The 22,095-nt window shown below is 71.1% G+C and carries 22 protein-coding genes and 1 pseudogene; 14 read left to right on the plus strand and 9 right to left on the minus strand.

The window, feature by feature from the left end; translation table 11 throughout:
• The first annotated feature begins 3 nt into the window (after positions 1-3).
• Positions 4-849 (plus strand): hypothetical protein, encoded by an 846-nt coding sequence (locus I6J71_RS37470; protein WP_204091182.1) that lies wholly within the window; start codon positions 4-6, stop codon positions 847-849.
• A gap of 88 nt (positions 850-937) precedes the next feature.
• On the opposite strand, the gene I6J71_RS37475 is transcribed toward I6J71_RS37470, so the two are convergent.
• Both I6J71_RS37475 and I6J71_RS37480 read right to left on the minus strand, forming a co-directional pair.
• Positions 938-1,804 carry a hypothetical protein gene (locus I6J71_RS37475; protein ID WP_204091183.1) on the minus strand — a complete coding sequence of 289 codons (867 nt, stop codon included), beginning with the start codon at positions 1,802-1,804 and terminating at the stop codon, positions 938-940.
• A 63-nt stretch (positions 1,805-1,867) separates the two neighbouring features.
• Positions 1,868-2,884 (minus strand): S1 family peptidase, encoded by a 1,017-nt coding sequence (locus I6J71_RS37480; RefSeq protein WP_204091184.1) that lies wholly within the window; start codon positions 2,882-2,884, stop codon positions 1,868-1,870.
• A 269-nt stretch (positions 2,885-3,153) separates the two neighbouring features.
• Here I6J71_RS37480 and I6J71_RS37485 point away from each other — a divergent pair, with 269 nt between their 5' ends.
• Positions 3,154-3,588, plus strand: a complete 435-nt coding sequence (locus I6J71_RS37485; protein WP_204091185.1) for an SRPBCC family protein — start codon at positions 3,154-3,156, stop codon at positions 3,586-3,588.
• Positions 3,589-3,617: 29 nt separating this feature from the next.
• Here the strand turns inward: I6J71_RS37485 and I6J71_RS37490 are convergent, their stop codons facing one another.
• The gene (locus I6J71_RS37490) at positions 3,618-3,929 is read right to left on the minus strand and encodes a GNAT family N-acetyltransferase (protein WP_204091186.1); all 312 of its coding nucleotides are present in this window, start codon (positions 3,927-3,929) and stop codon (positions 3,618-3,620) included.
• A 278-nt stretch (positions 3,930-4,207) separates the two neighbouring features.
• Here I6J71_RS37490 and I6J71_RS37495 point away from each other — a divergent pair, with 278 nt between their 5' ends.
• The 7 genes from I6J71_RS37495 to I6J71_RS37525 all read left to right on the plus strand — a co-directional run bounded on the left by I6J71_RS37495 (position 4,208) and on the right by I6J71_RS37525 (position 11,299).
• Positions 4,208-6,430, plus strand: a complete 2,223-nt coding sequence (locus I6J71_RS37495) for a germacradienol/geosmin synthase (RefSeq protein ID WP_204091187.1) — start codon at positions 4,208-4,210, stop codon at positions 6,428-6,430.
• A 111-nt stretch (positions 6,431-6,541) separates the two neighbouring features.
• Positions 6,542-7,330, plus strand: a complete 789-nt coding sequence (locus tag I6J71_RS37500) for an MBL fold metallo-hydrolase (RefSeq protein WP_204091188.1) — start codon at positions 6,542-6,544, stop codon at positions 7,328-7,330.
• Positions 7,327-7,920 (plus strand): DedA family protein, encoded by a 594-nt coding sequence (locus I6J71_RS37505; RefSeq protein ID WP_204091189.1) that lies wholly within the window; start codon positions 7,327-7,329, stop codon positions 7,918-7,920. The genes I6J71_RS37500 and I6J71_RS37505 overlap by 4 nt, the downstream gene beginning before the upstream one ends.
• Positions 7,917-10,070, plus strand: coding sequence for a phage holin family protein (locus I6J71_RS37510; protein ID WP_204091190.1), 2,154 nt, complete (start codon positions 7,917-7,919; stop codon positions 10,068-10,070). The genes I6J71_RS37505 and I6J71_RS37510 overlap by 4 nt, the downstream gene beginning before the upstream one ends.
• Positions 10,067-10,297, plus strand: coding sequence for a glutaredoxin domain-containing protein (locus I6J71_RS37515; protein ID WP_204091191.1), 231 nt, complete (start codon positions 10,067-10,069; stop codon positions 10,295-10,297). The genes I6J71_RS37510 and I6J71_RS37515 overlap by 4 nt, the downstream gene beginning before the upstream one ends.
• Entirely contained in the window at positions 10,294-10,533 is a 240-nt protein-coding gene (locus tag I6J71_RS37520) for a ferrous iron transport protein A (protein WP_204091192.1), read from the plus strand. The genes I6J71_RS37515 and I6J71_RS37520 overlap by 4 nt, the downstream gene beginning before the upstream one ends.
• Positions 10,534-10,543: 10 nt before the next feature.
• Complete coding sequence (locus I6J71_RS37525; RefSeq protein ID WP_204091193.1) at positions 10,544-11,299, plus strand: methyltransferase domain-containing protein; 756 nt, start codon at positions 10,544-10,546, stop codon at positions 11,297-11,299.
• Between the two features lies 1 nt (position 11,300).
• Here I6J71_RS37525 and I6J71_RS37530 read toward each other — a convergent pair whose 3' ends face one another.
• From I6J71_RS37530 to I6J71_RS37550, 5 genes are all read right to left on the minus strand, one after another.
• Positions 11,301-12,104, minus strand: a complete 804-nt coding sequence (locus tag I6J71_RS37530) for a TetR/AcrR family transcriptional regulator C-terminal domain-containing protein (RefSeq protein WP_204091194.1) — start codon at positions 12,102-12,104, stop codon at positions 11,301-11,303.
• A gap of 55 nt (positions 12,105-12,159) precedes the next feature.
• Positions 12,160-12,681, minus strand: a complete 522-nt coding sequence (locus I6J71_RS37535) for a hypothetical protein (protein ID WP_204091195.1) — start codon at positions 12,679-12,681, stop codon at positions 12,160-12,162.
• A gap of 124 nt (positions 12,682-12,805) precedes the next feature.
• A complete protein-coding gene (locus I6J71_RS37540) occupies positions 12,806-13,000 on the minus strand; it encodes a ferredoxin (RefSeq protein ID WP_204091196.1) in 195 nt (64 codons plus the stop codon).
• A gap of 18 nt (positions 13,001-13,018) precedes the next feature.
• Positions 13,019-14,251: a cytochrome P450 gene (locus tag I6J71_RS37545; RefSeq protein ID WP_204091197.1), complete on the minus strand. Its 1,233-nt coding sequence runs from the start codon at positions 14,249-14,251 to the stop codon at positions 13,019-13,021.
• Positions 14,252-14,404: 153 nt separating this feature from the next.
• Complete coding sequence (locus tag I6J71_RS37550) at positions 14,405-15,031, minus strand: TetR/AcrR family transcriptional regulator (protein WP_239154142.1); 627 nt, start codon at positions 15,029-15,031, stop codon at positions 14,405-14,407.
• Positions 15,032-15,147: 116 nt separating this feature from the next.
• On the opposite strand from I6J71_RS37550, the gene I6J71_RS37555 reads away from it, so the two are divergent.
• From I6J71_RS37555 to I6J71_RS37565, 3 genes are read left to right on the plus strand one after another with little or no spacing between them, the layout of a single operon-like run.
• On the plus strand, positions 15,148-15,795 hold the full coding sequence (locus I6J71_RS37555; RefSeq protein ID WP_239154143.1) for a YbaB/EbfC family nucleoid-associated protein: 648 nt from the start codon (positions 15,148-15,150) through the stop codon (positions 15,793-15,795).
• 25 nt (positions 15,796-15,820) lie between these two features.
• Positions 15,821-16,138 carry a type VII secretion target gene (locus I6J71_RS37560; RefSeq protein WP_204091198.1) on the plus strand — a complete coding sequence of 106 codons (318 nt, stop codon included), beginning with the start codon at positions 15,821-15,823 and terminating at the stop codon, positions 16,136-16,138.
• The gene (locus I6J71_RS37565; RefSeq protein WP_204091199.1) at positions 16,135-18,783 is read left to right on the plus strand and encodes a WXG100 family type VII secretion target; all 2,649 of its coding nucleotides are present in this window, start codon (positions 16,135-16,137) and stop codon (positions 18,781-18,783) included. The genes I6J71_RS37560 and I6J71_RS37565 overlap by 4 nt, the downstream gene beginning before the upstream one ends.
• Positions 18,784-20,083: 1,300 nt before the next feature.
• Here I6J71_RS37565 and I6J71_RS37570 read toward each other — a convergent pair.
• Entirely contained in the window at positions 20,084-20,788 is a 705-nt protein-coding gene (locus I6J71_RS37570) for an SDR family oxidoreductase (RefSeq protein WP_204091200.1), read from the minus strand.
• A 91-nt stretch (positions 20,789-20,879) separates the two neighbouring features.
• Here I6J71_RS37570 and I6J71_RS37575 point away from each other — a divergent pair, with 91 nt between their 5' ends.
• On the plus strand, positions 20,880-21,371 hold the full coding sequence (locus I6J71_RS37575) for a helix-turn-helix domain-containing protein (protein WP_204091201.1): 492 nt from the start codon (positions 20,880-20,882) through the stop codon (positions 21,369-21,371).
• A gap of 139 nt (positions 21,372-21,510) precedes the next feature.
• Positions 21,511-22,073: pseudogene (locus tag I6J71_RS37580) on the plus strand (snapalysin family zinc-dependent metalloprotease).
• The last annotated feature ends 22 nt before the right edge of the window (positions 22,074-22,095 follow it).

Below are 22,095 nucleotides of genomic sequence, written 5' to 3' on the forward strand. Positions count from 1 at the left end.
CTCATGACCAGCACCGATCAAACGCGCAACCTGCCCACGCCGCGGCCTCCCGCGGAACGGCGCATCGGCAGCACCACCGCCGCGCAGGACCGGCTCCTGGCCCGGATCCACGAACTGGGGTACCACACCGCGCGAGTCCTCGACGAGCACGTGGTCGGGCCGCACGGGCAGAACCTCACCGTGGCCGAGGCCCAGGCCAAGGCCGACCTGATCGACGACCTCATCGAGCTGGAGCAGGTGCGCGGCAGCCTGCGCCACCGCCGCGTCAACCGGCTGACGAGGGTGCTGACCCTGCTCGCGGTGACGATCGTCGACCTGCCGATCATGTTGTGGCTGGCCAGCTCCGTGTTCAACGTGGACTGGAGTGATCCGTGGGGCCTGCCGCTCGCGATCAGCGTGGTGATCTCTATCCTCGCCACGGGCGGCGCGGCGACCGCGCTGCACCACCTCGGGCACAACATGCGCCAGCACAAGAACCACCGCCGCCAGCTGATCTGGCGGGACCTGTCGACGGGCGCGAAGCTGAGCCTGGTCACGGTGGGGCTGCTGGTCGCGCTCATGGGTGTGGTGATGTTCGTCCGCGTGTACACCGAGGGTGTCCTCAGTGGACTGTCGGACCTGGCCGTGCTGCTGGCGGTGCTCGTGGCACTCGTCATGGTGGTCTCGGCGACGCTCGTCTTCTGGACGGCCTTCCGCGACGGTTCCCTGGAGCAGGACGACCTGCGCCACTACAGCGAAACCGTCCGGCCGTACCTGCAGGCGAAGCGCCGCTACGAAGACGAGGCCCACGAGCTGCGCTGCCAGTACGACTTGCTGCGCGGCCGAAACGCCCCGACCCCGGCCGACTGAGGACGGCGGTGTCCGCCACCCCGGCGGACACCGCACGGCCCGCGGACTCGAGAACCGAGCCGCGGGTTTTTCCACGTCCGGCGGAGTTTCAGGGACGCGTGACGCCCATCGGGTTGGGGATCGGCAGGCCGCCCGCGTCGACGACCGCGCGGCTGAGCGGTTCGGCGAGGGCGAGCACTCGTTCGACGGCGTCCGGGCCGAGGGCGTCGAGCTGCTCGGCGGCCAAGTGGTCGGTCTGTTCCTCCACTTCGCGGCGGACTTCGGCCCCACTGGGAGTCAGGCTGCCGTCGGGGGTGATGAGACCACGCGAGCGCAGGCTTTCGGAAGCGGCGGCCCATTCGTCGTCGGTCCAGCCGCGGGCCCGCTGCACGACTTCGCGGGTCGTGGCACCGGCCGCGATGTGGGTGAGCGCGGCGTCCAGTCCGGTGAGGCCGGCGGAAACGGCGGCGAGCACGTGGCCGTCGCCGCGGTGTTCACGCAGCGTGCAGGTCGCGAGCCACAGGCGGGCGAGCGGGCGCTCCGGCGGTGCCACGGTGGCCCAGGCCGCCGCGAGCGGGCGGCCGTCGAAATGGCAGCCGGTGGCCGCGCGTTCCAGCAACTCCACCAGCTCGAGGACGCCCTCGTCGCTCTGCCCGGGCGAGGGCAGCACCCGGGTCAGTGCGGCCTCCACGGCGGCGATCCGCGTCCGCAGCACGGCTTCGGGACCGGCGAACGCCCACGCGTCCGGCAGGGCCCGCGCGACCATCGGCGGCGCGAAACCGTAGAACATCGCGGTGACCGGGCCCGGGCCGATCGGGCCCAGCGGCGCCGCGCGGCCCGCGAAGTAACCCATCCACCAGCCGCGCAGGCCCACGGCCTTGGCGGCCTCCGCCGGCTCGGGCGCGAAGTAGACCACGGCGTGCAGCGGCTCCAGCGCCGCCCAGAACCGCCTGGCCAGGCTCGGGTTCGGCTCCATGACCCCAGCATGGCGCAGGCTCCTCCACTCGGCGAGTGGAGGAGCCTGCGGCGAAGCGGACGATCAGGCGAGCTCGAGCCCGTAGGACTGAAGCTCGAGAGTCAGCGGGTAGAAGTAGCTGGTCCGGGTGTCACCACCGGAGAGGGTGCCGAGGCCCTTCGAGCCGTCGTAGGCCGGGCCGCCCGAGTCGCCGTGGTCGGTGTGAGCGGTGGTGCCGAACTCGTGGTTGAGCACCCCCACGTCGAAGTTCACGGATTCGTCGACCGAGGTGACCTCGCCGCTGCCGCCACCGGTGGTCTGGCCCTGCTTCTGCATCTGCTCGCCGACGGTCGGCGTGCCGGCGCTGGTGATCTGCTGGCCGGTGTTGATCGCACCCTCACCGGAGCCGTTCGGCCGGGTCAGCAGACCGGAGTCCGCGCCGGGGCAGTCGCTCTCGACGATCTGGGCGCCGGAGACGTCGCCGCCCGACCACGTGCCGCCCTCGTTGGTGCAGTGGCCGGCGGTGAGCATCATCGGCTCGCCGCCCTTGGTCACGTTGAAGCCCAGCGAGCAGATGACCTGGTCGTTGGTGATCGAGTCGCCGTCGGCGATGTAGGTCGACAGCTTGCCGGCGCGGTGCTCGACGCGCGCCGCGTCGCCCAGCTTCGCGGCGGCCGCGGTGACCTTGTCGGCGGTGGCCTTCGATGCGGCGTCGTAGATCTTCACGACGACCTGGTTGTTCTTGGTGTCGATCCCCCACGCGGTCTGGGGCACGTTCTTCACCGCGTCCATGGTGTTCTTGGCGCCGGTCAGCGCGGCGAAGCTGTGCTTGACCAGCTTGGTGGCGTACCCGGCGGCCTCGGCCTTCTGCTGCGCGGCCGCGTCGGTGACGTTGACGACGGCCTTGCCGCGGTCGAGGTAGATGCCGCCGTTCGACAGGCCGAGGCTGTCGGCCACCTGCGTGGCCTGGGTGATCGCCTGCGCCTGCATCTGGGCGAAAGCCAGCGGGCTGGCCGAAGCGGCGTTGATGCAGAGGCCGGCGGTGAGCGCTGCCGCGGAGAACACGGTGAAGCCCGCGGTGAACGTTTTCCGGGAAGTCATCGAACTTTCCTCCAGGGGTGCTGGACGGATCCTGCGCGAGCGGCTCGCGCAAAGCCGGTGGGACTTCCTCACTTTTGTTGCCGGGCAACCAACGCACTACCGACTAAGGTTGGTTAATAACCAAGTCGAATCGGCAAACGGTCAGCACGCCGCCGTCAGCAGACGCCCGTTACGCCGAATGGAGGCACCCGTGCCCCGGTCGTCGGGATGACTTACCCGCCCGCCACCGCGAGGCAATCGCGGAACCGGCTTCCGGTTAAGGTCCGCGGGTGCCCGGCACCGAACTGACCACCGTGTTCACCGTGGCGGCACCGCCGGCGGACGTCGCCGCGCACCTCGCGGAGCCCGAGAACTACGTCGGGTTGTCCCCGCTCGTCGTCCAGGTGCGCGACATCGTGCGCGAAGCGGGGCTCACGCGGTACACCGCCGTGGAGCGGTTCCGCTTCCTCGGGTTCCTGCGCCACGACAACCCGATCGCCGTGACGATCCGCACCACCGGCTCGTCGGCGGTGCACGGCGAGGTCGTCTCCCCCGGCGGCGTGCGCATGGGCTACCGGTTCGACCTCGAGCCCGACGGCGCGGGCACGCGGGTCACCGACACGCTGCGGCTGCACACGCCGCCGGGCCTGTTGCGCTTCGCGGCGTCACGGGCCCGCGCGGTGCAACTCGCCCGCGCGGGCGTGCTCGCCGACCGGCTCGGCTGAGTCCGCAAAGGACTCCCCGGGGTGGAGCATCACTGCGCGGCGGAAGTGCCCTCCGGCCAGCGCACGTGGTCCTCGTACCCGGTGTGCTTGCGCAAGTACGCCGCGATGAACGGGCACACCGGCACGATCTCGCCACCACGCGCCACGACGTCGTCGAGCGCGTGCTGCGCCAGCGTCGTGCCGAGCCCGCGGCCGCCGAACGCCTTGTCGATCTCGGTGTGCGTGAACACCGTCTGGTCGCCGCGCAGCAGGTACTGCGTGAAGCCGGCCAGCTGCCCGTCCGCGTAGACCTCGTAGCGGTGCTTCTCGTCGTTGCGGACCACGCGGGTCTCGTCGCTCATTCGTCTCTCCTCGAAGTCGGGGCATGCGGGTCAACGCCGCCAACACTGCCGTACTTCCCGGCGCACGGCTCACGTCGGTTCACGGATGTCGGCTTGATCTTCACCGAAGACTGACGGTCCGGCGCCCGGAATCGACCCTGGGGTGACCCGGGCTGGGCCGCCCGGGCGACCCGCCGGCGCGTTCGAGTGGAAGGGCGTGGCGAGCCTTTCGGGCTCGCCGCGGTCTTTGGTTGCCTCACGGGGTCGGTGACCACGACTGGGAAGGCCAGGACCGCGCTGTGCAGCCGTTCGCTCTGCCCGAGTTCTACATGCCCTACCCGGCCCGCCTGAACCCGCACCTGGAGGGCGCGCGAGACCACAGCAAGGCGTGGGCGCACACCATGGACATGATCGACGTCCCCCAGCACGGCACGGTGATCTGGGACGAACACGACTTCGACTCCCACGACTACGCGCTCCTGTGCGCCTACACCCACCCGGACGCCGGCGCGCCGGAGCTCGACCTCATCACCGACTGGTACGTCTGGGTCTTCTACTTCGACGACCACTTCCTCGAGCTGTTCAAGCGCACCGGCGACATCGACAGCGCCCGAGGCTACCTCGACCGGCTCGCGCTGTTCATGCCCGTGACCGGCGAGATCACCGAAGAGCCGGAGAACCCCGTGGAACGCGGGCTCGAAGACCTCTGGAACCGCACCGTGCCGCACCGCTCCGAGGGCTGGCGGCGCCGCTTCGTCGAGAGCACCCGCAACCTGCTCGACGAGTCGCTGTGGGAGCTCGCGAACATCAACGAGGGCCGCGTCGCCAACCCCATCGAGTACATCGAGATGCGCCGCAAGGTCGGTGGGGCACCGTGGTCGGCGAACCTCATCGAGCACTCCGTGCACGCGGAGGTGCCGGACGCCATCGCCTCGTCGCGCCCGATGGAAGTGCTGCGCGACTGCTTCGCCGACGCCGTGCACCTGCGCAACGACCTGTTCTCCTACCAGCGCGAAGTCGAGGACGAGGGCGAGCTGTCCAACGGGGTGCTCGTGTTCGAGAAGTTCCTCGGCTGCACCACGCAGGAAGCGGCCGACGCCGTCAACGACCTGCTCACCTCGCGCCTGCACCAGTTCGAGCACACGGCGCTCACCGAGGTGCCGGCGCTGTTCGACCAGCACGGCGTCGACCCGGCAGGCCGCGCCGAGACGTTCGCGTATGTGAAGGGCTTGCAGGACTGGCAGTCCGGTGGCCACGAGTGGCACCTGCGGTCGAGCCGGTACATGAACGAAGGCGCGTTGAGCCGGCGCGGCGGACCGGAGCTGCTCGGCGCCCCGACGGGACTGGGGACGTCGGCGGCGCGGATCTTCTCGTCGCTGGTGTCGACGGCGCCGCAGCGGTTGCGCAGCTTCTCGCACCGGCCCCACGAGGTGGTCGGGCCGATCGAGCGGCCCGAGATCTACCTGCCGTTCGAGGTGCGGCTGAGTCCCCACCTCGCCGGTGCCCGCGAGCGGGTCGTCGGCTGGTGCCAGGCCATGGGCATCCTCGACGGCGTCGTGTGGGACGAGCGCAAGCTGCACGCCATCGACCTGCCGCTGTGCTCCGCCGGCATCCACCCGGACGCTTCGGCCGACGAGCTCGACCTCACCAGCGCGTGGCTGGCCTGGGGCACCTACGGCGACGACTACTACCCCGTGGTCTTCGGCGCGACGCGCAACCTGGCGGCCGCCAAGCTCACCACGGAGCGCTTCAAGCTGTTCCTGCCGCTGGACGGCGAGCCGATGCCGCCGCCGGAGAGCCCGCTGGAGGCCGGCCTGGCCGATCTCTGGTCGCGCACCGCCGGGCCGATGGGCCGGGAAGCGCGGGCGGCGTTCCGCAAGGCCGTGGTGGACATGTGCGAGAGCTGGCTGTGGGAGCTGGCGAACCAGGCGGAGAACCGGATCCCCGACCCCATCGACTACGTCGAGATGCGCCGGAAGACATTCGGTTCGGACCTGACGATGAGCCTCTCCCGGCTCTCCCACGGCCGGCAGGTGGCGCCGGAGCTCTACCGGACGCGCACGATCCAGGCGATCGAGCACTCGGCCATGGATTACGCGTGCCTGCTCAACGACGTCTACTCCTACCGCAAGGAGATCCAGTACGAGGGCGAGCTGCACAACGCCGTGCTCGTGGTGCGCAATTTCCTCGACGTGGACGAGCAGACCGCGCACGAGATCGTCAACGACCTCATGACCGCGCGGATGAAGGAGTTCGAGCACGCCGTCGACGTCGGCCTGCCCGGGCTCTTCGAGGACTACTCGCTGGAGCAGGACGCGCGGGCCGCGCTCACGGCGTACGCGGACGAGCTGAAGGACTGGCTGGCCGGGATCGGCAACTGGCACGAGAACTGCGCCCGCTACACCGAGGAGGAGATCCGGCGGCCCGGCGCGCCGGAGCCGGCACGGCCGTTGGACTTCGGCCCGACGGGGATCGGGACGGAGGCGCTGCGGATCTCCTCGATCCTGCCCGCCGCGCGGTAGCGCGCGAGTCCGGGAACGTTGTGCCACCACCCTGCCCAGGCCGGGGCTCGACGGGGTGCATCCGGCCACGCTTACGGGCGTTTCGGACGACAGCGGGTGATACTCGGTGACGTGAAAGGCTTGAACCTGCACTTCCTCGGCCACGCGACGACGCGGGTGGAACTCGGCGGCCGGGTGGTGCTGACCGACCCGGTGCTGACCAGGCGGGTGGGCCCGCTGACGCGGGTGGCGCCGGTGCCGGACCCGGCGGCGTGGCGGGGAGCCGACGTCGTCCTGGTGTCCCACCTGCACGGGGATCACCTGCACCTGCCGTCGCTGCGGCTGCTGGGTGACGCCGAGCTGGTGGTACCGAAGGGCTCGGCGAGCTGGCTGCGGAAACGCGGGTTCACCAACCTCACCGAAATCGCGCCGGGTGAGACGATCGTCGACGGCGACCTGCACGTCACCGCGACCGAAGCCGTCCACTCCGGGCACCGCTGGGGACCGCGGCTCACGCACGGGCCGCAGAGCCCGGCGCTCGGCCACCTGCTCGAGGCGGGCGACGCGCGGGTGTACTCCGCTGGCGACACCGATCTGTTCGACGGCATGATCGATCTCGGGCCGGTCGACGTCGCCCTGCTGCCGGTCTGGGGCTGGGGACCGAACCTGGGGCCCGGGCACCTCACACCGGAACGCGCCGCCGACGCCGCCGGGCTCCTGAAGGCCGCGGCCGTGGTGCCGGTGCACTGGGGGACGCTCGCCGTCCCGGGCCTCCACTTGACCTCCCGGATGCGCAAGCTGCTGGTCGAACCACCGGAGATCTTCGCCGGGCGGGTCCGCGCGCTGGGCCTGGCGACGGACGTGCTGCTGACCCGGCCGGGCGCGGCGGTCACGCTGCCCGCGGCCGAGGAACGGGCGTGAACTGGGCGGACCCGTCGGCGATCGGCTACCCGGCGCTGTTCGGCGGGGTCCTGCTGGGCTCGGTCATCCCGATCGTGCCGACAGGAGCGCTGGTGGGCGCGGCCGCGGCGGTCGCCACCACGACGGACCACCTCTCGCTCCCGGTCGTCATCCTGCTGGCGGTCGCCGGCGCGTACCTCGGCGACGTGCTGACGTTCGCCGTGCCGCGGATGGGCAGTGAAGCTCTGTTGAGGTGGGTCGAGCGGCGTCAGCAAGCCGAGCGACTCGCGAAGGGCCGGGAGCAGTTCGCGCGGCGCGGGTGGCAGCTCGTGGTGATCGGGCGGCTTGTGCCGGCCGGGCGCATCCCCGTGCTGCTCGCGGCAGGCACGCTGGGGTACCCGTGGCGCAAGCTGCTGCCGGCCGGGCTCATGGCCTGCGTGTTGTGGGCCGTTGCCTATTCTCTGCTCGGCATCCTCAGCGGCGGGATCTTCGACTCACCGCTGATCGCCACGCTGCTCGCCACCGCGCTGGTGCTGCTGGTCACCGTGCTGATGACGGTGATCGCCAAACTGCGCACGCGGGCCGCGGAACGAACGGGAGGACATCAGTGACGACACCCGCCCCGGGGAAGGGCCGCCTGCTGGGCGGCGGCCGGGTCATCGCCCGCGTGATCCTCGTCTGGGCCGCCGTGACGGGCGTGCTTCGCCTGCTCGACCTGTGGCTCGACGGGTTCTCGATGGCCTCGTGGTGGCAGCCGACGGTGTGCGCGCTGATCCTCGGCCTGCTCACGTCCGTAGTGTGGCCGCTGGTCGTGCGCGTCGCCTGGCCGATCGCGTACTTCACGCTCGGCGTCGGCACGTATCTGTTCCTCGGCGCGGCGACGCTGGCGATCCTGCAGGCCGTGCCCGGCGTCGAACTGCACAGCTTCAGCGCGGCGGTGGTGATCACCGTGGTGATGTCCGCCGTGGGCGCGGTGATCTCGAGCGCGCTCGCCGTGGACGAGGACGAGATCTTCTTCCGCCGCGCGGCCCGCCGGCGGCGCAAGCACGCGCCCGGCACCGACCTCGCCGCAGAACCGCCCGGGGTGATCTTCCTGCAGATCGACGGGCTGGGTTACGACACCGTGCGCCGCGCCGTGCGCGACGGGGACATGCCGACGTTCGCCGCCTGGCTGAACGAGGGCACGCACTCGCTCACGCGCTGGCACACCGACTGGAGCTCGCAGACCGGCGCGAGCGTGTGCGGGATCCTGCACGGGTCGAACCACGACATCCTCGGCTTTCGCTGGTACGAGAAAGACCGCGACCACGTGATGGCGTGCGCGCACCCGAGCGACGCGGCCGAGATCGAACGCCGCCACAGCAACGGGCGCGGCCTGCTCGCCGGCGACGGCGCGAGCCACGGCAACCTGTTCTCCGGCGACGCCGAGCACGTGAGCCTCACGATGAGCTCCATCCCGGTCCTCGTGCCGCGCAAGGTCCGCGGTCCGCGCCACGACCGCGTCGGCGCCGGGTACCGCGCGTACTTCGCGAACCCCGTGAACGTGCTGCGGACGTTCGGCGTCGCACTCGTCGACGTGCTCCGCGAGATCTCGGCTTCAGTGCGGCAGCGCCGCGCCGGCGTCGTGCCGCGGGTCCCGCGCGGCGGCATCTACCCGCTCGCGCGCCCCGGAACCACGGTGATCGCGCGCGATGTCGTCGTCTCGGCGATCATCGGCGACATGCTCGCGGGCCGGCCCGTGGTCTACGCCGATTTCCTCGGCTACGACGAGGTCGCCCACCACTCCGGCATCGAGCGCTTCGACACTCTCGAGGTGCTGCGCTCGATCGACCAGCAGTTCGCGCGGCTGCTGCGCGCGAGCCGGCTGGCGCCGCGGCGCTACCACGTCGTCGGGCTGTCCGACCACGGCCAGACGCAGGGCCAGGCGTTCGTCGACCGCTTCGGCGAGACGATGGAAGCGCTGGTCGGGCGGCTGTGCGGCGGTTCGCCCGGCGCGGAACACGGCAAGCGCCGGCAGGCCGAAAGCTGGCAGGTCAACGCCGCGCTCGCCGAGGCGACCACGACCGATGGCCTGATCGCGCGCCGGCTGCGCGCCCGCGTCGAGGACGCCGAGTGCGCCGGCAACCGGCCGCGCACCACCAGCGGGTCACCCGGCGAAGTCACGCGCGTGGCGCCCGGCGTGGTCTGCGTGGTGTCCGGGCACCTGGCGATGGTGTCCTTCACCGAGCACGAAGGGCGCGTGAACCTCGAGACGATCGAAAGCGAGTACCCGGACCTGCTGCCGACGCTCGTCGACCACGACGGTGTGGGCTTCATGCTCGTGCACAGCTCCGAGTTCGGGCCCGTGGTGCTCGGCCGCGACGGGCTGAAGCGGCTCGCGACCGGCGTCGTGATCGGCGCGGACCCGCTGACGGAATACGGCCCGTACGCCGACGAGCTGATCAAGCGCGTCGACGCGTTCCCGCACTGCGCGGACATCATGATCAACAGCCGGTACGACCCGGAGTCGGACCAGTCGTCGCCGTTCGAGCGCCACGTCGGGTCCCACGGCGCGCTCGGCGGGCCGCAGCAGCGGGGTTTCATCCTGTACCCGCGTGAGCTGCCGGCGCCGGGTGAGCCCGTGGGTGCGGAAGCCGTGCACCACGTGTTCCGCGACTGGCTGACGTTCCTCGGGCACCCGGAACCCCGTGCCGTGCAAGAGGAAACTCCTGCGCTGGCAGACGTGCCGGAAGCTGCGGAAGCCTCGGAGGTGGCCTCGTGAACCCGGTGGTCTACGGCGCGAGCTGGTGCCCGGACGTGAAGCGCAGCCGTGCGCTGCTCGACTCCGCCGGCGTCGAGTACGACTACGTGGACGTCGAGGCCGACCCCGAAGCGGAGCAGCTGGTGCGTTCGCTGCAGGACGGCGCGCGGCGCATCCCGACCATCGTGTTCGCCGACGGCTCGCACCTCGTGGAGCCCAGCGACGAAGAACTTTCGGCCCGGCTGTGACTCCGCTGGAGCAGCTGCCGCTGGGCACGCGCGTCGTCGTCCGCTACCGGATCGAGGGCGGCTTCACCGACGCGCTGGGCCCGCTGCGCGATCGCGACGCCACCACGTGCACGGTGGAGACCAAGCGCGGGCTCGTGGTGGTGCCGCTCGACGCCGTCGTGGCGGCTAAGCCGGTACCACCGCCGCCGGCGCGCCGCGCGCCGAAATCGAGTGGCTCGCCGCCCGCGGACCTGTGACGATCGGGGCGTGGCACGCTCCTTCGACGACCTGGTGACCGAAGCCGCGACGGTGTCCGTGGCGGGCTGGGACTTCTCGTGGCTCGACGGCCGCGCGACGGAACAACGTCCGTCGTGGGGCTACCAGCACCTGATCGGCGAACGGCTCGCCCGTGCCGAGTCCGCTGTGGACATTCAGACCGGCGGCGGTGAGGTGCTCGCGGGCGTGCCCGTGCTGCCGCCGCTGACCGTCGCGACCGAATCGTGGCCGCCGAACCTGGCCAAGGCGAGCACGCTGCTGCACCCGCGCGGCGCGACCGTGGTGGCCGACACCGACGAACCGCCGCTGCCGTTCCGGACGGGGTCGTTCGAGCTGATCGTGAGCCGCCACCCCGGCAAGGCGTGGTGGGCGGAGATCGCGCGGGTGCTGCGGCCCGGTGGCACGTACTTGTCACAGCAGGTCGGCCCGGCGAGCGTGTTCGAACTGGTGGAGCACTTCCTGGGTCCGCAGCCCGCCGAGGTACGTGAGAGCCGGCACCCCGATCACGCGCGGGCCGACGCCGAACGCGCCGGGCTGGAGGTCGTGGACCTGCGGTTCGAGAAGCTGCACACGGAGTTCTTCGATGTCGGGGCCGTGATCTACTTCCTGCGCAAGGTGATCTGGCTGGTCCCCGGCTTCACAGTCGAGGCGTACCTGCCGCAGCTGCGGGCGCTGCACGAGCAGTTGCGGCGCGGCCCCTTCGCCGCCACGACCACGCGGTTCCTGATCGAGGCGCGCAAACCCTGACTCAGCCCTCGCGCGCGATCGCGCTTTCGATGCCGTCCAGCAGCAGTTCGAGCCCGGCTTCGAGGCTGAGCCGCGCTTCACGTTCGAGGTAGGGCTCGGCACCGTCCGGGTCGGACGGCTGGGTCTGGTCCTCGCCGAGCCGGCCGACGAGCGGGTAGCGCTCGCTCAGATCGGGTACCAGCTCGCCCAGCACGGCCGCTCGCGAGTGCCACCAGTCCTCTTCGGACCGGCCGGTTTCCCGTGTCGCCTGGCGCGATTCGGCCGCGATCTGCACCGAGCCCCGCACCGTGTTGAGCAGTGCGCCGACGAGCCGGCGCACCCGCGCGGCCGGCAGGCCCGTGGCGAACAGGACGCGCAGCACCAGCTGCTGCAGGCGGAACTCGCCCGGGCCGAGCACCGGGCGCGCGTAGGACACCTGCAGCAGCCACGGATGGCGCAGGTGGAATTCCCACAGCTCCCGGCCGAGCTCGACGACGGCCGGGCGCCAGCCGGCGGTCAGGTCGTGGTCCTCGCGCAGTTCGGTGAGCGCGTGGTCGTACATGAGGTCGACGAGTTCGGTCTTGCCGGGCACGTAGGTGTAGAGGGCCATCGCCGTCCGTCCCAGCCGCTCCCCCACGGCCCGCATGGACAGCGCCCCCATGCCCTCGGCGTCGGCGATCGCGACGGCGGCGGCCACGATCTCGTCGACGCTGAGCGCCTGTTTCGGTCCCGGCGCCGGCTTCTGCAGCCGCTGCGGCGTGACGTCCTTGCGCCACAACAGCTCCAGCGACCGTCGCGCGTCACCCTGCCCGGCGAACACGACCACGGGAAACCCCTTCGAACGACGACTCCTTACAGGATAAAGGAGCCACCGTCCGGGGTCAGAAGCCCAGCGCGGTGACCGTGAGGACGTACTTGCCCCGCAGCAGCTCGCCGCGCATCTCCGGCGAGATGGCGTGCGAGGTGGCCGTGTAGGTGCCCGGCGAAGCGGACTGCACGGCGTACACGAAGTTGCTGACGCTCGGGTCGACCACGAGGCTGACGGTGGGCGTGAGTGTCGGCGCGAAGCGGTTGACCGCGCGCACGTAGGTGAAGATCGAGTGCACCACGGCGCCGGCCGCGGCCGAGTCCGCGGAGCAGCCCGTGGCGGGCGGGGCAGGGAGGCCGGCGGTGGCGTCGTCGAACGCCGTGGCCACCGGGTTGGCCGTCGCGTCGGGGTTCGTGCCCATGCCGGCGACGATGGCCTCGACGCGGGTGTCCAGCGCCTGCGCGACCTGGCCGACGGCGGCGCAGCGCAGCGGCGACGGCGGGATCGGGGCGAGGGACGCCGTGGCGGGCACCGCGGCCGCCACGAGCAGGACCGGCGCGGCCAGCGCCACGGTCACGGAACGGCGGAGGGACACGGGTTTTCCCTTCCCCGGCTTACCAGGACGAGTCACCCTAGCCAGCGCCGGGCCGGCCACGACATTCCCCGGTCGGGCGTCACACCACTGTGTGCCGCCCAACCTGTTGTGGTCCACAGTGGATTCAATCCGCCAGTTCGATCGCCAGCGCCGGGCAGATCTGCGCCGCCTCGCGCGCCTGCGCGTGCACCTCCTCCGGCGGGTTGTCGTCCAGCAGCACGACGATGCCGTCGTCCTCACGCTGGTCGAACACGTCCGGAGCCGCGAGCACGCACTGCCCGGCGCCGACGCACCGGTCCTGGTCGATGACCACCTTCACCGTCTGCCGTCCTGTCGTTCACCAGGTCACGGGGAGCGAGTGGACCCCGTAGACCAGCATGTCGTTCTTGAAGTCGAGCTCTTCCAGGCCAACCGCGAGCTTCAGCGTGGGGATCCGCCGGTAGAGCGTGCTGCAGACCGCCTGCAGCTCGACCCGCGCGAGCGGCTGGCCGAGGCACTGGTGCACGCCGTAGCCGAACGCCACGTGGTGGCGGGCCTTGCGGGTGACGTCGAGCTTGTCCGGGTCGGGGAACGCTTCGGCGTCGCGGTTGGCGACGTCGGACGCGGCGATCAGGCCCTCGCCCTTGCGGATGTGCTGCCCGGCGACTTCCAGGTCCTCCAGTGCGACGCGCCGGCGTCCCGTGTGGACGATCGTGAGGTAGCGCAGCAGCTCCTCCACGGCGTTGGCGATCAACGCCGGGTCGCCGTCGCGCACGAGGTCGAGCTGGTCCGGGTGCTCCAGCAGCGCGACGGTGCCGAGCGCGATCATGTTCGCCGTGGTCTCGTGGCCGGCCACCAGCAGCAGCTGCCCCATCGACGCGACCTCGTCGGCCGTCATGGTCCCCTGCGCGACCTGCCCGGTGGCCAGGCGGCTGAGCACGTCGTCACCCGGGTCGGTCAGCTTCTTCTCGACCAGCCCGCGCAGGTAGGCCAGCAGCTCCTCGACGGCGGCGAGCGATTGCTGCGGCGTGGCCTCCTTGGAGACGAGAACCCTGCTGATGCGGTGGAAGAACGCGCGGTCGGCGTAGGGCACCCCGAGCAGCTCGCAGATCACCAGCGACGGCAACGGCAGGGCGAAGGCGTCCACGAGGTTCGCGGGCTTGGGCCCGGCCAGCATCTCGTCGATCAGTTCGTCGACGATGTGCTGGATGCGCGGGCGCAGGCGTTCGACCTTCTTGACCATGAAGTCGGCCGTCAGCAGGCGCCGCTGGGTGGCGTGCTCGGGGTCGTCCATGCCGATGAACGACGTGGCGCGCTTGCGGCGCGCGGCGATGCCGGGCGACTGGGGCGGGTAGCCGGGCCGCGAGGTGTCCGCGCTGACGCGGGGATCGCGCAGCAGGGCGCGGACGTCTTCGTAACGCGTGAACAGCCAGGGGTCGCTGCCGTCCCAGATCTTCACCCGGGACACGGGTTCCTCGGTCAGCCGCCGCTCGAGCTCCGGCGGCGGGTCGAACGGGCAGCGCCCCCGCGCCATCGGGTACTCGGGCTCGACGACGTCCGGCGCGACCTCCGAGGACAGAGCCTCCGACATCGGCTTCCTCCTACACAGAGTCACCAAACGAGTGTTCGGACACTTATCGAACACATGTTAGGAAATCTGGTGGAGAGTTGCCCGACTTCCCCGCACGAGATCACCGGGACGGCCGAGACCAGGCGGGTGGAAACCGGAGAAAACGCCCGCCGGTCAGGCGAAAACGAGAGAAACGAGCTCGTCGACGAACGGCACGACGGTGGCCGCACCGCCTCGTTCGGGCGAGTTGTGGAACAGCGCGACGCGGCCGTGGGCGCCGACGAACGCGATCACCCCGGCGCGTTCGGCGGGCACGCGGAGTGCGATCCCGGCGGCGGCGCAGCGCGCAAACCCTTCGCGCAGCAACTCGATGAGGTCGGGCAGCGGGCCCTGCGGGTACGCCTCGGGTGTGGGCCGGGTGGAGCCGTTGGCCATCATCAGCCGGTAGTGGCCCGGGTTCTCCATCGCGAACTGGCAGTAGGCGTGGATGAGCGCGCGCACGCGGCCGACGGCGTCTTCGGGGTCCTCGCTCGCTTCGGCGGCTTCCATCGCGGCGCGCAGGCGGGCGAACTCGTAGTCGAGCAACCCTTTCACGAGCGCGGCGCGGTCGGTGAAGTGCTGGTAGATGCTCGCGGGCGCGATGCCGACCGCGCGGGCGACGCCGCGGATCGTGAGGCCGTCTTCACCACCGAGCTCGGACAGCAGCCGGCTGGCCGCGTCGAGGATCTCCCCGCGCAGCCGATCGCCTTCACCCCACCTGTTTCGCGTACGCCCGGTGTTGACCTGGACCTCTTCCGGCACGTGCCCATTCTTACCGCTTGACCTGCCCGAGCGTCGGGCGACCCGCCACGTTTCGTCGTCGACCCGTCATCTGTGGTTCACCCCGGCAGGTGGGACAGATCGATATTTTTTACCCGGTGGACGAGCAGGAGTGGCTGGACGACTTCCAGCGGCGTGTGGCCGACATGCGCGCGAAAAGCATGGTGCTGCAAGAAAAACTCAGCGAGGCCGAGGGCAAGGCCCGTTCGTCGGACGGGCTGGTGTCGGTGACCGTCACCCCCAACGGCGCGCTGAAGGACCTGCACATCGACGACCGGGCGCTGCGCTCGTCCGGCGGTGCTCAGCTCACCGCCGCGATCATGGAGACCTACGGCAAGGCGCAGCGGCAGGTGTCGCGCGAAGTCGCCGACGCGCTGGAGCCGCTCGCGGGCGGCACGGAGATGATGAGCGTGGTCCGGTCCTTCCTGCCGGAGGCCGAAGACGAGCCGGAGGAGCAGGACGCGCCGCGGCAGCCGGGAGAGCCGGAGGACGACGAGCGTCCGCAGCCTGGGCGCCCGGTTCCGCCGACCGGTGCGGTTCCGCCTGCCCCGCCACGGATTCCGCCTGTCGCGCCGCGCGTTCCCCCTGTCCCGCCGAGGGTTCCGCCCGTGCCGCCGGTTCCGCCTCGGATGCCGCCCGCGCCGCAGTCCGGCCCGCCCGCCGCTCCGCCGCAGCCGCCGGGACGGCCGTCGGGCCCGCACCGGCGACGGGTGGACGGCGACGACGACGAGATGCAGCCCTGGTGACGACCCGGGCGAGGGAGATCGACTGATGGACGGCTACACCGTCGACCCGAACATCCTGCAGACCTACGCGACCGATCTGGACGACCGCGGCGGCAAGGTGACCGACGCGGCCAACCGCGTGCAGCAGCTGAACGGCGGCGACATCAACGCGTTCGGCGTCGCCGTGGGCCAGGTGCTCGGGATTCCGACGCGCATCGCGCTCGGCGTGCTGCACGACCAGGTGAAGGGCGCCGCCAAGGCGTACACCGACCAGGCGAGCAACGTGCGCACCGCGGCGGACAAGTACCGCAGCACCGACACCTCGCAGTCCGACGCCCTCAAGGGATTGGGGCAACCGCTGTGACGACGTCGTTCGACCCCAACGCCAAGCCCGACTTCGGCGCCGGCGTGGTGATCACCGACTCCAACAAGTTCTCCGGCGCGGGTTTCCTGGACTCGTACACCTTCCTGATCAAGAGCTGCGAGGACATCAAGACCGCCGACGACTCCGACAAGGCGGCGCTCGGCGTCTCGATCGGGCTCGGGGTGGTCGCTTCCGCCGTCGACACGGTGAAGTTCGCGCTCAACCCGCTGGGCAGCCTGATCTCCGCCGGGCTCGGCTGGCTGATCGAGCACGTGAGCTTCCTGCGCGAGCCGCTCGACATGCTGATGGGCGACCCGGACCAGATCCAGCTGCTGAGCCAGGAGGTCCACACGGTCGCCGAGAGCATCCGGCAGATCGCGGAAGACCAGAAGTCCTCTTTGAACGGTGACATCAGCCACTGGGAAGGCTCGGCGGGCGAGACCTTCAAGCAGCGCATGCAGGAGCTCGCGGCCGATCTGGAGAGCAAGGCCCACGGCACCGACATCGTCGGCTACCTGATCCAGACGAACATGGCCATCATCGCCGCCGTGCGGGGCCTGTTCCGCGACCTCATCACCACCGTCCTCGGCGACATGATCTCCACGATGCTGATCGCGCTCGCCGCCGCCATCCCGACGTTCGGCGCGTCGATCGTCGCGGGCGTCAGCTGGTGCGTCGCCCAGGCGACGCTCACCGCGACGTCACTGGGCGCGAAACTCGCCGCGGTCATCGCGCAGGCCACGCGCTCCGCCGGCCGCATCGGCGACGTCGTGAAGGCCCTCAAGACCCGCCCGGGGGTCGGCGGCGCCGCCGGCAGCGGCAGCAGCGCGGGCAGCAGCGCCGCCCACGCGGGCGACGACATCCCGATGACGAACGTCGGAAACTCCGGCCACGGCGGCACGGGCGGCGGCTCCGGTGGCGGCACGGGCGGCGGTTCCGGTGGTGGCACCAGCGGCACCCACGCGGGCGACGACGCCGCCACTCCGCCCCCCACCACCGGCGGCTCCGGCAGCGGCTCAGGCTCAGGCTCTGGCACCGGCGGCACCCACACCGGCGACGATGTCCCTCCGCCGCTCCCGCCTAAGGATGACGCCCCCACCAATACCGGCGGCGGCTCAGGCTCCGGCACGGGCTCAGGCTCTGGCACCGGCGGCACCCACACCGGCGACGATGTCCCTCCGCCGCTCCCGCCTAAGGATGATGCCCCCACCAACACCGGCGGCGGCTCAGGCTCCGGCTCCAGCGCGGGCACCCACGCCGGCGACGAGGCCGCCACTCCGCCCCCAGCCAGCCACACCGGCGACGACGCTCCCACCAACACCGGCTCCGGCTCCCACGCGGGCGACGACGCGGCGACTCCTCCCCCGGCCAGCCACACCGGGGACGACGTTCCTCCGCCAGTCCCGCCCAAGGACGACGCCACCACCAACACCGGCAGCGGCTCTGGCGCTGGCTCTGGCGTGGGTACCGGCGGCACCCACGCGGCCGATGACGTCGCCACTCCGCCTCCCGCCAACACCGCCAACAACGGCAGCTCCGGCAGCTCGGGTTCCGGGTCTGGCAGCACCCACCCCGGCGACGACGTCCCCCCACCGGTCCCACCCAAAGACGACGCCCCCACCAACACCGGCGGCGGCTCGAGTTCCGGTTCTGGCGCAGGAACCCACGCCGGCGACGACACCGCCACCCCGCCCCCAGCCACCCACGCCGGCAACGACGCTCCCCCACCAGTCCCACCCAAACACGACGCCCCCACCAACACCAGCAGCAGCGCAGGCACCCACGCCGGCGACGACACCGCCACCCCGCCCCCAGCCGGCCACACCGGCAACGACGTCCCCCCACCAGTCCCACCCAAAGACGACGCCCCCACCAACACCGGCAGCGGCTCGAGTTCCGGTTCTGGCGCAGGAACCCACGCCGGCGACGACACCGCCACCCCGCCCCCAGCCACCCACACCGGCAACGACGCTCCCCCACCAGTCCCACCCAAAGACGACGCCCCCACCAACACCGGCAGCGGCTCGAGTTCCGGTTCTGGCGCAGGCACCCACGCCGGCGACGACACCGCCACCCCGCCCCCAGCCACCCACACCGGCAACGACGTCCCCCCACCAGTCCCACCCAAACACGACGCGCCTTCCTCTCAGCACGGCGACGACACGTCCTCCGCCGCCGGCAACCACGGCGACCACGGCACCCCGCCGGGCACCCACCACGGTGACGACGCATCGTCCGGCGGCGGCAACCACGGCCACGACGACACGCCGCCCGGGAGCCACCACGGGGACGACGCACCCTCCACCAGCGGCAGCCACCACAGCGACGACGCCGCACCAACGGCCAACCAGCCGCCCCCGAACAAGACGCCGTGGACGAAGGCGCACGAGGATTGGCTGAAGCAGCACCAGCCGGAGGCGTTCGCGAAGTACAAGTACCTCGAGAACCAGCTGAAGGCGAACTACCCGCAGTCCTTCTCGATCCTGAAGCAGTGGATCGCGGACTCCGACAGCGCCAAGGAGATGTGGGCGTGGCCGGTGAAGGGCGGGCAGGAGATCGCCAAGCAGATGCTCGACATCCAGAAAACAGCCGAGACCGGCTGGGCCAACGCCCAGCAAAACCAACCAGCCGACGGCGGCCACTGATCCACCACCGCTGACCGCCCGTCGGCCGGGGCACAGCCACCCCCGGCCCGACGGGCCAGCCGCCTGCCGCCGGCAACTGGCCGGATGCAGACATTCCCCGGCGAACCGATCTACGCACCGGCTCGCCGGGAAACCGGCCAACTCCATGCCTGGCAAGAAACCGACCACGACCTCTGCGCGCCGGCGCGCAAGCCAAGAGTGGAACCAGGCCCAGAACCACCGCCGCCCGCGGGCGAAGAAGCACCGCGACGGCCGGACCGCTCTCGCCGCGGACGGCCCCGGCCCGGCACCGCACCACAGGCCGCGACTGCCTACAACACAAGCCTCACCCACTCTCGACGTGAACCCGCCCGCGCCCACCGGCCGACCAAGAAACGCCGCGACAGCCATGACTCCAGCGAGAACCAACCGGAACCACGGCCACCCACAACGCCGTCCGGTCGGCCCAGACTGGCGGTAACTCCTCGCGACACAAGCCACGTACGAAGCCGTCGCCCACCGGACGACGTGGAAACACCAGCCGCCCACGATTCCGGTGAGCACCAACCCGGACCGGAGCCAGCATCACGCGCAGCGCCCGCCGACGGGCCGAAGAAAGACCGCACCCGCCCGCGAACCGGCTCCCTGCTGGTGCACCCAAAACACCGCAGCCCCCCGCAACTCCGGCGAGCACCGAACGGGGCCAGAGCGAGCCTCACCTGCACCGGCAGCTAACCAGCCACAAAGGACCGAAACTGCCTGCAACGCAAGTCACGCGCGGCCTTCGTCTGAGCCCGCCGCCCGGTCGAGAACACCGCAACCGCTCGCAGTACAAGCAACTCCCGGACCTGGGTCGAACACGCCCACGCCCACGCCCACCGGCGGACCAAAAACCACCGCGGGGAACCCGCAAGTCGAGCCAACCGGAACCAGGGCGCCCAGAACACCAGCGTCCACCGAAAAGGACCGCAACCGCCTGCAACGCAAGCCGCCCCGGCCCGGGCCGCGCGCACCGGCCGGCCTGGAAGCACGGCTGCCGGCCGCAAACTCAAAACAGGGCACGAGCCCCGCCCGGACCAGCACCGTCAGGCCCGCCAGGCGGCAACGGCAGCTGGGGCTCCCGAGGCGCAAGCGAAGTGTGAATCAGGTCAGCACCGCCTCCACCCGACCCGGATAGGCCCACGGTTCACAGACCGACCGCGCGCCGCAAGCCCATCCCAGCCAGACAGCCGACCGACCACGAACTGCAGACCCAGCCCAGCCAGACACCCCGCCGACCACGAACCGCAAATCCAGCCCGACCGGCCACAGGCGAGAAAGCTCAGGAAACCAGCTGCGGGTACAGCACCGTCAGATCGCCCGAAAGTCCGGCCCGCACGTAGCGGCTGAAGTCGTCGGCGACGATTTCGAAGGCGCCCTTCTCGATGCCGTCCAGGGCGACGGCGGCGATGTCGGCCGGGTTGGACTTGGGGTCCGCGATGTCGGCGGCCATGTCCGTGTCCATGTAGCCGACGTGCAGGGCGGTGACCTGGGTGCCCTGGTCGTACAGCGCCAGGCGCAGGCCGTTGGTCAGCTGCAGGGCCGCGGCCTTGCCGGCGGAGTACGCGTTCACGTGCGGCGCCGTCACCCACGACAGCGCCGACAGCACGTTCAGCACGGCCCCGCCGCCGTTCGAGGCCAGTACCGGGGCGAACGCGCGCGCCGTGGCGAGGGGGCCGAAGTAGTGGGTCTCCATCTCGAGCCGGACGTCGTCGAGGGAGCCGTCGAGGAACGAGGCGCCCGTGGAGACACCGGCGTTGTTCACGAGCAGCGTCACGTCCGGCGCCTGCGCGGCGGCGGCGAGCACGGACGCCGGGTCCGTGACGTCCAGCGCGAGCGGCACCACACCCGGCAAGTCGACCGTCTCCGGCCGGCGCGCGGCGGCGTAGACCTTCGCCGCGCCGCGCTCCAGCAGGGCGGCCGCCAGTTCGCGGCCGAAACCGCGGTTCGCACCGGTCACCAGCGCCACCGAACCCTTGATCTCCATCGCTTGCACCCTTCTGACTTTCTATCTGCAAGTTAACCATCGCAGACGCTACGGCGTAAACTTGCTACAGGCAAGTCAGCAAGGAGGAACAGTGGGCCGACGCGCAAGCTGGACGGGCACGTCCTGCCCCATCGCCCGGGGGGCCGATGTCCTCGGCGAACCGTGGACGCTCGTGATCCTCCGCGACGCCCACCTGGGCACCACCCGCTTCGACGAGTTCCGCAGCCACCTCGGCATCGCGGACAACGTGCTGGCCGCACGCCTGGCCCGCATGGTCGAAACCGGCCTGCTCACCCGCGTGCCCTACCGCGACGGCGGCGGCCGCACGCGCGAGGAATACCGCCTCACCGAAGCCGGCGCCGACACGCTGCCCGTGATCCACGCGCTCGGCCGGTGGGGCGACGCCCACACGAACTCCCCCACAGCCGCGGAGCCGATGCAACTGATCCACACCACCTGCGGCCAGCTCACGCGTCCCGGCGAGCGGTGCGACCACTGCGGCGCCGACCTCACCCGCGCGGACCTCAACCGGCTCGAACTGGGCACCCACCAGGAAGTTCCACTGGCGGCGCCCGTCGACTGAAAGTCAACCCGCGGAAGGTGTTGGTAAATAACCACTTTCCGGACAGTACGAAAGTCGGGTCACAAGCGGGGCCTGATTGCCTAGATTCGCTGCAGCGCGCGCAAATCAGGCAAACTCCCCAAACCCGAGGAGCTTTCCGATGTCGAGGAAGTTCTTGCTGTCCGGTGCCGTCGCGCTCGCCGTCGCGGCCGCCCCGCTCGTCGCCGGCACGGCCACCGCAGCCACCGCCGCCGACCAGGCCGCCGCGGTCACCACGGTGTACTACAGCACTTCAGGGGCGCCGACGTTCCGCTCGGCGATCAACGCCGGCGCGGCCAACTGGAACGCCGCCGCGAAGAACGTCAAACTGGTCGAACGCTCCTCCGGCGCTTCCCTGCGCTACGTCGAGGGCAACGACCCGCGCGGCTCCTACGCCCAGTCCGACGGTCACGGCACGGGCACCGTCTTCATCGACTACACCCGCCAGTACGACAACACGCGGATCACCGCCCACGAGACCGGCCACGTGCTCGGCCTGCCCGACCACTACTCCGGCCGTGCTCCGAGCTGATGTCCGGGGGCGGTCCCGGCCCCTCGTGCACCAACGCCAGGCCCAACGCGCAAAAACGCTCCCGAGTGGACTCCTTGTGGGCCGACGGGTTCCGCACCCTCGGCGCCGGTGGAGCGCAGCAGCGCATTTACGAAACCACGATGACCCGCTGAGCCGACGGGGCTTCCCGGCGAA

Origin of the sequence: Amycolatopsis sp. FDAARGOS 1241, from assembly GCF_016889705.1 — a bacterium.
In the GTDB taxonomy this organism is placed as follows: Bacteria; Actinomycetota; Actinomycetes; order Mycobacteriales; family Pseudonocardiaceae; genus Amycolatopsis.